The sequence below is a fragment of the Parabacteroides sp. APC149_11_2_Y6 genome (assembly GCF_054506995.1).
Genome location: NZ_CP173709.1, coordinates 3,755,714 through 3,768,988, shown reverse-complemented (window position 1 = coordinate 3,768,988; position 13,275 = coordinate 3,755,714). Strand labels below are relative to the sequence as shown.

Sequence of the window (13,275 nt, the reverse complement as noted above, 5' to 3'; positions counted from 1 at the left end):
AAATTATTTGTCTACGAAATATTCGTATATGTTTTAATCTAAAACACCATTACTAATACAATCGAGTAGCGGATTCTACTTAGACACTGGTTCTGTCTTTTTAGGTGTGTTATTTAGGGTTTGAAATAACAAAAATTACAAAACCAGTGTCTGTATTCTGTCTCTTATCAGTCTTCAACCGGTTCTCCGAAAAGAGTGGCTGAGGAGGCGCGGTTGATGCGAACCTTTATAAATTGTCCGACATGATAATTCTTTTTATCGAAAATTACCACTTTGTTCTGGCTTGTACGGCCAAACAATTGTTCACGGGAACGCTTTGAAAAACCTTCAATCAGTACTTCAAAAGTTTTGCCTATATCCCGTTTGTTGCTTTCTTCGGAAAGTTGGTTTTGCAGGTCTATCATGCCCTGGAGGCGGCGTACTTTTTCTTTTTCAGATACCGTGTCCGGAAGATGTTTTGAGGCGTATGTACCCGGACGTTCCGAATATTTGAAAAGGAAAGCGCTATCGTATCCGACTTCACGCATGAGTGAAAGCGTTTCTTGATAATCTTCTTCTGTTTCGGAATGGAAACCGCAGAATAAGTCGGTGGAAATAGCACAATCAGGAAGAATGCGGCGGATAGCGGCAATGCGGTCCAGGTACCATTCGCGGGTATACTTGCGATTCATGACATTCAGGATGCGCGAACTGCCCGACTGCGCCGGCAAATGAATCATCTTGCAAATGTTGTCGTGGGCTGCAATGACGTGTAAAGTATCATCACTCATGTCTTTGGGGTGGGAAGTTGTAAAGCGGATACGCATTTCCGGTACTTCTTCTGCCGCACGTGCCAGCAAGATTGGGAATGAAATTTTTTCTCCGTCTTTCTCAAATAGGTAGGAATTTACGTTTTGTCCGAGAAGGGTTACCTCTTTGAATCCTTTGTCGCGCATGTCGCGGATTTCATTTAAGATACTTTCGATATCCCGGCTGCGTTCGCGTCCGCGGGTATAAGGAACAATACAATAGGTACAAAAATTATTGCACCCGCGCATAATCGATACAAAGCCGGAAATATGGACGCCGCCTATCTTTAGCGGGATTACATCCTTGTAAGTTTCCTGGGTGGACAATTCAACGTTGATGGCTTTCTCGCCATGCTCGACTGCTCCGATTAAATTCGGTAAATCCATATAGGAATCAGGACCTACTACCAGGTCGACATGGTGCTCTTTAATTAACGTCTCTTTCACACGTTCAGCCATGCATCCTAATACACCTACTATTAAGGATTTATTTTTTCTTTTTAACGATTGAAAATATTGGAGCCGGCTGTAAATTTTTTGTTCTGCATTGTCGCGGACAGAACAGGTATTTACAAAGATAGCATCAGCCTCTTCTATTTTGTCAGTCATCGAATAACCGTCCATTTGCATGATGGATGCTACAACTTCGCTGTCTGCGACATTCATCTGACAGCCATAAGTTTCAATGAACAATCTCTTTTCTGTGAACGCAGATTTTAAGTCCGCGTCATTTTCTTGAATAGTCATCTTGTAATAATTAATTATAGTTAAATAAGTATTTTTGTCAAAAATAATCCTTCAAACGTTTGCGTAGTTCAAAACCGCCGGTTATATTTGCATACGAAAAACGTAAATTTTTTCATAGTTAAGGTTTTGGTTAAATCGAATAAGGGTGGCTGTGAAGTTACCCTTATTTACTTTTATAATGTTTATATCTTTCCTCTCTTTCACTTCTAAATAATTTTATCTACATTTGGAGTGCAAAAATAATCAAAAGTTATGGATAATGCAGGCGATTGGCTTTATATTGTTTTTCTGATTGTTGCAGGAATTAGTGGTTTACTAAGTTCTAAGAAAAAGAAAAAACATCCTACGGAAGTGCTTGGGCAACCCGGCAGGGAAATTGTCGTGGAACACAAGGAGGCTCCCCAGAAAGGTTTTTGGGAATTGTTGGAAGAAATGCAACAGGAAAAAACACAACCTGTACAGCCCGTCGTTACCAGTAAAAAGAAGCAGAAAACACCTAAAGCCGCGTCACCCGCATCATTTGAAAATATAAAGAATGCTTCTAAGGCAACTTCTATTGCCCGGCAAAGTATTATGGCCGATAATCCGGTAGATGATAGCTTGTTGGATGATATGGATTTTGATAATGCCGCAGAATTACGAAAAGCGGTTATTTATAGCGAAATACTAAATCGTAAATATTAATCCGTTTCCTTTTTTTAATACCTTTGTGCCCGTTCTGATTAATGTTGATGTATTAACTTATTTAACAACAATATAATATCATGGCTTTAAAATTTATTACAGCTGAAGAGGCTGCTTCATTCGTACATCACGATGATAATGTAGGCTTTAGTGGATTTACTCCTGCTGGATGTCCTAAAGTTGTATCCGGAGCGATTGCAAGAAAAGCAATTGCAGAGCATGAAAAAGGCAATCCTTTCCAGATTGGTATGTTTACCGGTGCTTCGACAGGTGATAAACTGGACGGGGAACTGGCGCGTGCCAATGCTATCAAGTTCCGTACTCCGTATCAGTCAAATAAGGATTTACGTGCTTTGCTGAATGCACATGGCGCTCAGTATTTCGATATGCACCTTTCTGAATTGGCTCAGGATTTGCGTTATGGTTTTCTCGGTAAGGTAGACGTTGCAATCGTTGAAGCTGCCGATGTAACTGAAGACGGTGAAATCGTTCCTACCAGTGGTGTGGGTATCCTGCCTACTATTTGTCGTATGGCAGACCGTATCATTGTAGAATTGAACAGCCGCCATCCGAAAGAAATCCGTGGCATGCATGATATTTACGAACCGGCAGATCCTCCTTACCGTCGTGAAATTCCTATTTATACGCCTTCCGACCGCATCGGTAGCCCGTTTGTGAAAGTGGATCCGGCCAAGATTGTTGGCGTAGTCAGGACAGAAGAACCGAACGAAGGTGGTAAATTTACTCCGCTGGATGATGTAACAATGGCTATCGGACAGAATGTTGCCAACTTCCTGGTTTCTGAAATTCAGGCTGGTCGTCTGCCGAAAGAATTTGTTCCATTGCAGAGTGGGGTAGGTAATGTTGCTAATGCAGTGCTTGGTTGTATGGGCGCCAATAAGGACATTCCTGCTTTCAATGTATATACCGAAGTTATCCAGGATGCTGTTATCAGTTTGATGAAAGAAGGCCGTGTTAAGTTTGCAAGCGGTTGTTCTCTGTCGGTCAGCAATGAAGTGATTCGTGAAATCTATGCTAATCTGGACTTCTTTAAGGATAAAATTTTATTGCGTCCGCAAGAAATCTCCAATAACCCGGAAGTGGCACGCCGCTTAGGTTTGATTGCTATCAATACAGCACTGGAAGCTGATATATTCGGCAATATCAACTCGACTCACGTATCAGGAACCAAGATGATGAATGGTATAGGTGGCTCCGGCGACTTTACCCGTTCCGCTATGTTGTCCATCTTTACTACTCCTTCTACAGCTAAAGATGGTAAGATTAGCGCATTTGTTCCGATGGTTTCTCACCTCGACCACAGCGAACACTCGGTTAAGATAATTATTTCTGAATACGGTGTGGCTGATTTGCGTGGTAAGTCTCCGATACAACGTGCACGTTGCATCATTGAAAATTGCGTTCATCCGGACTACAGACCGTTGTTGAATGAATATCTGGAAATGGGCATTAAGGGACATACGCCTCAAAATTTAAAATGTTGCTTTGCCTTCCATGAAGAATTGGCTGCAAGTGGCGATATGCACAATGTGGATTGGAGCAAATATAATAAGTAATAGATATAACTATTAATACGACAAAAGGCTGCTTAATTCATTTTAGGCAGCCCTTTTTGTGTATTACTGTATGTAGGTATTCGGCGCTGTTTTATGACATATTGAAAGTATATTCCCTTTATTGCTAACTTAGGCTTTGTGTATAAAAGCTGTTTCAGGAAGAATCTGTCTCTTTTAGATGTCAAACCGGGAGATTTTTAACACTGTCCGGCACCTGTTTTCATTTACTTGGTGGGTAATTCCAGTTGTTTCCGCAACTAATTCCAATTATCTGCGGACCAAAAAACAATAATCTGCGCGGCAAAACACCTGTATTTTGAATTTAAAACATATATGTTTTGAATTCAAAGCATATATGTTTCGTTTTTCGATGTTATTAAGCAGAGACGCGACTCTGGAATGGTCTGTAAAGCTAACATTACGCGGATATCAATTAGCTTGCTATCTCCTCAAAAAAATAACAATATGATTAGACGCGGATGACGCAAAAAAACGCGGATTAATACAGTTTTTCATTTCTTAATCCGCGTTTTTCGCGTCATCCGCGTCCAATAAATACTATCCGCCTCTTGATTCAATTAGTAAGTATACCAGTCTCAGCGCTAACAAAGCGGAAAAATTAAACCTCTCGAGAGTGGCATATTGGAAAAGCGCCTTGGATTATCCTCGGTATAGGCGAAGCTGGGAACGGTTGTTTTGTCAAATTGACAAAAGTATAGCTGGACATCTTCAGGAGGTGCGGCATAATGTAATTCGTAATTTGTTTTCATTGTTCGGGAATTATTCGGTTTTCAGGAAATATGCAGGAATATTTCCTGACATGGTGGGATTCAAGGGAAAACCACCCCCTGTAACCAATTTGAAATACGAATGTAACACCTCATTCAATTGCTTGTAACAGCTTCTTAATATCTGTTTCGTTCCTTTGCAACAGAATAAAAATGATAAGCAACGTGAGAAAGTTTTTCGAGAAAATAGTAGAAGGAGGATTACTTATCAGCGGAGGGGTCAGTAGCTTCACCATATTGCTGATAGTTTTTTTCCTTTTTAAGGAAGCCGGTGGACTGTTTAATACTCCGGCGGTAGAAGAAGGATATGTGCTGGCAGTGAATAATGCCAACACGGTAGAGAACCTTTCCCCGGAAAAAATTATGGATGTTTTTGACGGAGAGATTACAAACTGGAACGAAATAGGAGGTACAGACCAGGATATCCTTGTATTTCGTTTTTCTGATTTAACAAATTATTTTTCAGAAGAAGAGTTGGGTGATGAGTTTCAGCATGTTCCTCAAAAGATAAGTGAGTTGGTTGCCCGTGAACCGGGAATTATCGCCTTTTTCCCAAAACAATATTTGTTGGCGGATGATTTTCAGGGCAGGGTACTCCCTGATGAGAATATTACTCCGGGAAAATTTTTTGGAGGAACGAAATGGTATCCGACAGCAACTCCGGCACCGATATTCGGATTGATACCCTTACTGCTCGGAACGTTGCTGGTCAGTATCGGGGCTATTGCTTTATCGCTTCCTTTCGGTTTGGCGGTTTCTATTTATCTGGCGGAGATTGCAAATAAGCGGACCCGCGATATGCTGAAGCCGATTATAGAATTGCTTGCAGGAATCCCTTCTGTTGTTTATGGTTTTTTCGGGTTGGTAGTGATTGTGCCGCTTATCCAAAAAACATTGGATTTACCGGTTGGGGAAACTGCTTTTGCTGGAAGTGTCGTTCTTGCTATCATGGCGCTTCCTACGATTATTACGGTAGCGGAAGATGCTATGCGTACAACGCCGCGTGCTATGAAAGAAGCAAGTCTTGCCTTGGGGGCTACCCAATGGCAGACGATTTATAAAGTAATCATTCCGTATTCTATTTCCGGCATTACTTCGGCGGTTGTGTTAGGTATCGGGCGTGCTATCGGAGAAACGATGGCTGTATTGATGGTAACCGGCAATGCTGCTGTAATACCGACCTCTTTCTTTGAGCCTGTACGTACTATTCCGGCAACAATTGCTGCAGAACTTGGTGAAGCTCCGGCTGGCGGTGCGCATTATGAAGCCTTATTCCTTCTGGGAGCGGTTTTGTTCCTCATCACTTTGTTGTTGAGTATCACGGTAGAATATATTTCATCTAAAAGAAAAATCTGATAAAGTTATGGCACCTGTTCAAAAAGTAGGAAACATAGATACGAATAAGCGAATGTCCCAGAAAGTGGCATTTGGCTTCTTTACCTTCCTGAGTTATTTGGTTGTAGTGATTTTGTTTATCATACTGGGTTTCATTATTATAAAAGGAGGAAGCGTTATCAGTTGGGATTTTCTGACTAAAGCGCCGGAAGAAGGGATGACTGCAGGTGGTATTTTCCCCGCAATTGTCGGAACCTTTTATTTGATACTCGGCAGTAGCCTGATTAGTTTCCCGATAGGTATCATGAGTGGTATTTATATGAATGAGTACGCTACAAACGGGAAACTGGTACGTTTCATCCGTATAATGACAAACAACCTGAGCGGGGTACCGTCTGTCGTATTTGGCTTGTTCGGTATGTCTTTGTTTGTGAATGCGTTGGGATGGGGAGACTCCATCATTGCAGGTTCGTTTACATTGGCTCTGATGTCTTTGCCGCTAATTATACGTACAACGGAAGAAGCGTTGAAGAGTATAGATGATTCGTTCCGCCATGGTAGCCTTGCTTTGGGAGCGACTAAATTACAGACAATCCGGCGGGTGGTTTTACCGATGGCATTTCCGAATATAATCACAGGGCTAATCCTGTCTGTCGGGCGTGTGTCGGGAGAAACGGCACCTATCCTGTTTACGGTTGCGGCTTATTTCCTTCCCCAACTGCCGGGAAGTATTTTCGACCAGTGTATGGCATTGCCTTACCATTTGTATGTGATTTCAACCAGTGGAACGGATATCGAAGCTTCGCGTGGTATGGCTTACGGAACGGCTCTTGTGTTGATTGCAATCGTGTTGGTGGTTAATCTGCTTGCTAATGCGCTCCGCAGTTATTTTGCGAAAAAGGTGAAAATGAACTGAAACATCACAGGAACCTAATAAAAACATCATCAAAAAGCCATGAAATTATGATATAAAGCTCATAAAACCGGTATACAGCTAACGGAAAATGGCAAATAAGTGATGACGACCATAGAAAGATAATAATTAGCTAATAAAAACATCATAAAGATAATAATGATAAATAATATGATAAAGATTGATGCTCAAAATGTAGACTTCTATTATGGGGATTTCCATGCATTGAAAAATATATCCATGGAAATAGAAGCAAACACCTCGGTCGCCTTTATCGGCCCGTCCGGTTGTGGCAAGTCTACATTTCTCCGTTTGTTTAACCGAATGAACGACCTCATCCCGGAAACACGTCTGGAAGGAAAAATCCTGATAGACGGAAGGGATATTTATGATAAAAGCGAGAAAGTAGACCAGCTTCGTAAAAATGTGGGGATGGTATTTCAGAAGCCGAACCCATTTCCAAAGACAATTTTTGAAAATGTAGCTTATGGCCTGCGGGTGAATGGAGTGAAAGACAACAGCTTTATTGAAGAAACAGTCGTGAAAACATTGAAGCAGGTAGTTCTTTGGGACGAAGTAAAAGATAAACTGAAAGATTCTGCTTTTGCTTTGTCCGGAGGCCAGCAACAGCGTCTCTGTATTGCACGTGCCCTGGCTATTTCCCCTTCTATTTTATTGATGGACGAACCGACTTCGGCACTCGACCCGATTTCAACCGGAAAGATTGAGGATTTAATCCATGAACTGAAAACAGAATATACGATTGTAATCGTTACACATAATATGCAGCAGGCTGCCCGTGTAAGTGATAAAACCGGTTATTTTTATCTGGGTGAACTGATTGAATACGGGAATACCCGTAAAATATTTACGAATCCGGAAAAAGAATCGACTCAAAATTATATAACGGGCCGTTTCGGATAGGAGATGTATAAGAGTAAATCACATCCGGAGTTATATTTTTTATAAACAGGGAAAGAATAAAAACAGAACAGATATGAAAGTTATAGAACAAGAAATAGTAGCGCTGAAGAATAGTATCAGCGAAATGTGGAGCCTTGTCCACCAACAGTTATATAATGCCGGAGAAGCGATGCTGACAGGTGATAAGGAACTTGCCTATAAAGTACTGAGCCGCGAACGCCGTGTGAATGCCTTTGAGTTGAAGATTGACAGCGATTGTGAAGACATCATCGCCCTTTATGCTCCCGTGGCAATCGATTTGCGTTTTGTATTGGCAATGTATAAGATTAATACAAACCTGGAACGCTTGGGAGACTTTGCCGAAAGCATAGCCCGTTTTGCCGGAAATATGCCTGAAGATGAACCTCTGGACCCGGAATTGATACGGATTACCCGTGTGGAAGAAATGCTGAAAGAACTTCTGAGCATGATCGCTCTGACCCAGGAGGCCTTTGAAAAAGAAAGTTCGGAAATAGCTTCCCGTATTTTCCTGAAAGACAACTTGATTGACGATATTAACCATAAATCATTACCTATTATCGCCCAATATATCGAAACTCATCCCGGAAGTGCACTTTCCGGTTTATATATGGCAGGTGTAATTCGGAAAATGGAACGTTTCGGCGACCATTGTACAAATATTGCAGAGGAATTAATCTTCTATCTGGATGCAAAGGTGATGAAGCATATGGGAAAAGCGGAAAATAGTTGACAGTTGACAAGTGACAAGTGACAGTTGACAGTTATTTTCGGCTTTCAGCCGATTAGTATATCGGGCGCGAAGCTTAACTGTCAACTGTCACTTGTCAACTGTCAACTGCTTCGTCGGCTTCGCCGACGAAGCCAGCTCTTCTTTTATTTTTTTTGTACAAAAATAGAGTAGGATTAAGGTAATTACTGCTGCAATCGAGTAGGGCAGTAGGTGCTGTGAAGAAATATCTCCGGTGACAAACTCATTGCTTCTGAGTTTTTCATCGGACATGCCTATTACAGCAAATGCGTTGTTTACAAAATGGGCGAATACAGGTATCCATATGTTCCGGCTCCAATAAAGCAAATAACCGAAATAAGCGCCTAACAACATACGTGGCAGGAATCCGAAAAACTGTAAATGAAAAGCACTGAAAAGGAATGCTGCACTCCAGATAACAATGTGGTGATTTTTTGTCCAACCTTCGATAATTCGCTGTAAAGCTCCCCTGAAAAGAAATTCTTCTGTAATACCTGCCGTTACTGCTATCACAAGCAAATTAAAAAGAACTATAGGCAACCGGTTATCGGAAATTAAAGAAAGTGTCAGTTTTTCGGCAAGGGCTTCCTGATCTATCATCCATTGTTCCACAGGGGCCAGAAAATCAGGTAATACCATTTGTTTGTTCAGAAGTCCTGTCAGGCTGATGGTTGGTGATAGCAGGAATACACAAACAAAAGTCAGTAGCAAAATATTTCCTTTGGGTATTTTTCGGATGGAAAGGTATTTTGCCGGATTATGGCTGCACGTATAGGCAATACCTACCGCCGGGAAAAGGAATGTTCCGATAGCGGACAGAAACTGGACGATCCGCATCATATTGGGGGATTCGTTCAGATTAACAGATGCTCCATAGAAAGCATAGAATAGTCCCAATGAAATGAAAGAAGAAATAATACTTCCTGCCAGAATGAACAGCAGTAAGACTATTAACTGAAATAATGCCGGTTTTCCGGCGTATATACCTTTTATCTGCATACATATCAATATAAAAAACAAAGGTCAAAGATAGACAGAAGTTTTTTATTATTAATTATCCAGGTCTTTCAGTTCGATTAATTTATTTACAATGGCGTATACAGTCAGGCCGCTGGCACTATGAACCTGTAGTTTTCGGGCGATATTGCGCCGGTGTGTAATTACCGTATGAGTCGACAGGTAAAGACGGTCTGCTATTTCCCGGTTAGTCATACCTTTTACAACACATACGACTATTTCTTTCTCCCTGCTGCTGAGAGTTTGCGAATCATCTTCTCCTTTTTCAATTTCAGGAGCTTCATCTGCATTGAGCCGTTCCAGTTTATGCTTTACTTCATCAATACTGTCGTATACGGATATTTGGTCATCATAGGGACGGAGAAGTATAGGGTCTGTAATTGTATATAAAAGGGCAAAACATTTCATATTAGGGCAGCTGCAACTTTCTTTCAGAGCGTACAGGTTGAATGCTCCGGGAATGGAAGGATTAATGATCAGTATATCCGGTTTATAAATACACAGGCTCTCTGCAAGATTTTCCTTTACGGCTACTTCCGAGATTTGTATGCGGAAACCTGTCAGTCGTTTGAGGAGTGTTTCCAGTCCACAGCGAATGATGGCGGATGGTTCGGCAATCGTGATTTTAATATTTGTGGACATTGCTGTATTATTTATTATATGTTTTTTCTATCGCTAAAATGGCAGGAACAAAGAGATAGTCTTCTACCTGATTATGAGAAGCCAAATCTTGTTCGGTTGCGAAGATATCAAAGAGAACACTGTTTAGCAGGTTACTATCCGGTCCCGGATAATATTTGAGCAATAAGTTTTTTAATTCCGTGATTTTCATTTCTATCTGGTCGTGCCGCTTACGAAAGATGGATATATTGTATCTGGGGTCTTTTTCTCCTTTCAACAAGTTTTGTACATAGGGGAATACGGTTTTTTCTTCATATGACATGTGTTTGCGTACTTCTTCGGCATATTCGTCAAAGAATTGTCGAATGACATAAGCAACATCTTTAGGACAGTTCGTGATTGCATCTGTCAGTTTATGCCGTATATGCGGGAGACGGAAGTTTAGGAAATAATCGTGTGCGTTATGCAGATAAGTTATTAATGAGATAATGGATATATCTTTCTTTGTTCCAGTTGTATTTTCTCCTTTTATCAAGAAATTCACAACCGTCAGGAACGTTTGTGAATCGATACCGTTCTGGCGGCAAACATCCCCGATGTTTTTTTCTCCAAAACCTAAATCAATACCAAAGCGGCTCATTACTAAAACCATTGCATAGTTTTCGCATATCAGGTCACCCATTTTATCCGTTTCCCTGTATTGTCTGTTTTTCATGAATTATGTTATAATTTTAATTGACGCAAAGGTATTGGGCGTTACAAGAGTGGGCAATACCTATTTGTGGGGATAATAAATGAAATGATAGCAATAAGTAGGTAGTGGTAAGAAAAATGTGATATTTTGACAGACCAGTTTTTGAAAAAAGAAGATACTTCCCTTTTGGGGAAAGTTAGGATGATGTCGTTGCTATATGTTTTGATTTTTAATGGTTTTAAATGTAAACTCATTTAGGATTGATAAGTTCGATTTAAATAATTTATTGTAATTTTGCCGCTGTTAAAATGCACCTATGAACGTTAAGCACGCGTTTGTTTATTATTCCTTTAGAAGTATTGTGTTGGTATGTATCCTAATGTCGTCGGGCTACTTATCAGCCAGAGATTCTATTAGTATGGTGCGCTCTGACAGTTTATTGAAAATATTACCTCAATTGTCGACTTCTCAAGCCAAGATTCCGGTATTGAAAGATTTGGCTGATTTATATTGGCATCGACCGGAAGAAGTTGTTTATCTGAAAGATATAGTTGTTTTAGCACAGGAAATTGATTCTGTGAATATCATGTATGATGCCATGGTGCGTCTTGGTCTGTATTATTATTATGAAGATAAGAGTGATAGTCTTTTATTTTGGGCTGATAAAATAACTGCTTTGGCGCTTGCAAGAGGGGAATGTCCGAACGCTTTATTTATTGCTAAAAGCTTGATTAGCCAGGATTATTTGTGGGACAACAATTATGAGGTGGCAATGAATGAGGCTCTTAAGCTATTGGACTTGGCTGGAAAAGAAAACCATGAGGAAGGTTTGATGTGGGCGAATTATGCACTGGCTCTTGTTTACCAGAAAATCAACAGAAATGAAGATGCCTTAATTGCTTTTGAAAAATGTTTGGGATGGCTTGATAGACAGGATGATGATAAGTTCATATTACTGAAGTTGGACTTTTATCCGGAAATGATCATGTCTTGCCTTCCTTTGTCGAAATATGAAAAGGCTATTCTGTTATTTGAACGGTATGATAGTTTGCTTAATAAGATAGAAAAGGAATGTAAAACCACAGGACAGAATTATTCTGTTGATGAGTATCGAATAATCATAAATTCTTATTATGCGGATTTATGCATGTTAGAAGATAAAATGGAAGAGGCCCGTATTTATAAAGAAAAAGCATCCAGCTATATAAGCGAAAGAAGTACAGATTTTGTCCGGTATATTTATTATATGATGCAGGCTTCCTATTACCAAAAGACAGGAAACTATTCCCAAGCTCTAATTTATGTAGACCGGGCCCTTGTTTTGAAGCGCGATTTGAATGCACTCTCTTTGAAAGTCAGTATACTGCGCCTTTATGGAAAAGATAAGGAAGCGATTCCTGTATATAAAGAGTTACTGGAAGAAACAAATAAGATAAATGAAGAAGCTTTCACCCGACAGATTGCCCAGATTAACGAATTGAATGATTTAAACGACCAGGAGAAACAAGACCGGATTCTGAAAGTTCAAAATGAACAGGTTATCGTCAGGCAGCGTTTATTAGTCCTTTCGGTTATAATATTGTTTGTGCTGCTCATTCTGTTATATCGTTTATGTGTGTATTTTTTGCGTATCCGGAAACTGAAGAATGAATTGCTGGTTGAAAAAAAATCATTGGTGGAATCTGAACAGCAATTATGGAAAATGAAAGAAGAAGCAATTCTTGCCAATCAAATGAAAACCGCATTTATTTCCAATATCAGCCATGAAGTACGAACTCCTTTGAATGTGATAGTTGGTTTTTCAGAATTGTTGACAGATAAAGATTATAAAGAAGATGAGAAAAAAAGGTTTGCTTCTACAATCAATACAAATTCGGAATTGTTGATGAATTTGATAAACGATGTGCTCGATTTGTCCCGTCTGGAGGCCGGGAATATTATTTTTAATATTCAGCCGGTTGATTTGCTGGATTGTTGTCGGAAATCCATGAGCGAAATGGAGCATCGGCTTGCCCCGGGTGTACATCTTTCTTTCGTTCCGGCATCCGATTCTTTTGCCTTGAATACAGATCCGTACCGGGTTCAGCAATTATTGGTGAATTTATTGATTAATGCAGCCAAGTTTACAAAAGAAGGAGAGATTGTGCTCTCTTTTGAAATTGATAATGGGAGACAAGAAGTCCGTTTGGTTGTTACGGATACTGGATGTGGCATTCCGCTTAATAAACAGAACTGTATTTTCGAACGTTTTGAAAAATTGGATGAGTTTGCTCAAGGGACAGGATTAGGATTACCCATTTGCCGTATTATTGCAGACCGTTTGGGTGGGAGGTTATTTATTGATCCTTCCTATAAAAATGGTGCTCGTTTTGTTTTTATTCATCCGATGAATAATGAAGTAACAAAGGAATCTTGATT

The 13,275-nt window shown here is 40.2% G+C and carries 11 protein-coding genes; 7 read left to right on the top strand and 4 right to left on the bottom strand.

Annotated features, from left to right (window positions below):
- Positions 1-167: 167 nt before the first annotated feature.
- Positions 168-1,535, bottom strand: a complete 1,368-nt coding sequence (gene miaB / locus ACGE0T_RS15675; protein ID WP_459187548.1) for a tRNA (N6-isopentenyl adenosine(37)-C2)-methylthiotransferase MiaB — start codon at positions 1,533-1,535, stop codon at positions 168-170.
- 252 nt (positions 1,536-1,787) lie between these two features.
- Here miaB and ACGE0T_RS15670 point away from each other — a divergent pair, with 252 nt between their 5' ends.
- The 6 genes from ACGE0T_RS15670 to phoU all read left to right on the top strand — a co-directional run bounded on the left by ACGE0T_RS15670 (position 1,788) and on the right by phoU (position 8,507).
- Positions 1,788-2,219: a hypothetical protein gene (locus ACGE0T_RS15670; protein ID WP_459187547.1), complete on the top strand. Its 432-nt coding sequence runs from the start codon at positions 1,788-1,790 to the stop codon at positions 2,217-2,219.
- A gap of 80 nt (positions 2,220-2,299) precedes the next feature.
- Positions 2,300-3,796, top strand: coding sequence for an acetyl-CoA hydrolase/transferase family protein (locus tag ACGE0T_RS15665; protein ID WP_459187546.1), 1,497 nt, complete (start codon positions 2,300-2,302; stop codon positions 3,794-3,796).
- Positions 3,797-4,749: 953 nt separating this feature from the next.
- A complete protein-coding gene (gene pstC / locus ACGE0T_RS15660) occupies positions 4,750-5,940 on the top strand; it encodes a phosphate ABC transporter permease subunit PstC (RefSeq protein WP_459187545.1) in 1,191 nt (396 codons plus the stop codon).
- A 7-nt stretch (positions 5,941-5,947) separates the two neighbouring features.
- Positions 5,948-6,835 (top strand): phosphate ABC transporter permease PstA, encoded by an 888-nt coding sequence (pstA, locus tag ACGE0T_RS15655; protein ID WP_459187544.1) that lies wholly within the window; start codon positions 5,948-5,950, stop codon positions 6,833-6,835.
- A 168-nt stretch (positions 6,836-7,003) separates the two neighbouring features.
- Positions 7,004-7,756 (top strand): phosphate ABC transporter ATP-binding protein PstB, encoded by a 753-nt coding sequence (gene pstB, locus ACGE0T_RS15650; protein ID WP_459187543.1) that lies wholly within the window; start codon positions 7,004-7,006, stop codon positions 7,754-7,756.
- Positions 7,757-7,829: 73 nt separating this feature from the next.
- Entirely contained in the window at positions 7,830-8,507 is a 678-nt protein-coding gene (phoU, locus tag ACGE0T_RS15645; RefSeq protein WP_459187542.1) for a phosphate signaling complex protein PhoU, read from the top strand.
- 87 nt (positions 8,508-8,594) lie between these two features.
- Here the strand turns inward: phoU and ACGE0T_RS15640 are convergent, their stop codons facing one another.
- Genes ACGE0T_RS15640 through ACGE0T_RS15630 form a run of 3 tightly spaced genes read right to left on the bottom strand, consistent with a single transcriptional unit; the run spans position 8,595 to position 10,878 of the window.
- Positions 8,595-9,524 carry a CPBP family intramembrane glutamic endopeptidase gene (locus ACGE0T_RS15640; RefSeq protein ID WP_459187541.1) on the bottom strand — a complete coding sequence of 310 codons (930 nt, stop codon included), beginning with the start codon at positions 9,522-9,524 and terminating at the stop codon, positions 8,595-8,597.
- 51 nt (positions 9,525-9,575) lie between these two features.
- The gene (locus ACGE0T_RS15635; protein ID WP_459187540.1) at positions 9,576-10,184 is read right to left on the bottom strand and encodes a response regulator transcription factor; all 609 of its coding nucleotides are present in this window, start codon (positions 10,182-10,184) and stop codon (positions 9,576-9,578) included.
- A gap of 7 nt (positions 10,185-10,191) precedes the next feature.
- Positions 10,192-10,878, bottom strand: coding sequence for a hemerythrin domain-containing protein (locus tag ACGE0T_RS15630; RefSeq protein ID WP_459187539.1), 687 nt, complete (start codon positions 10,876-10,878; stop codon positions 10,192-10,194).
- Positions 10,879-11,173: 295 nt separating this feature from the next.
- On the opposite strand from ACGE0T_RS15630, the gene ACGE0T_RS15625 reads away from it, so the two are divergent.
- Entirely contained in the window at positions 11,174-13,273 is a 2,100-nt protein-coding gene (locus ACGE0T_RS15625; protein ID WP_459187538.1) for a tetratricopeptide repeat-containing sensor histidine kinase, read from the top strand.
- Positions 13,274-13,275 lie beyond the last annotated feature (2 nt).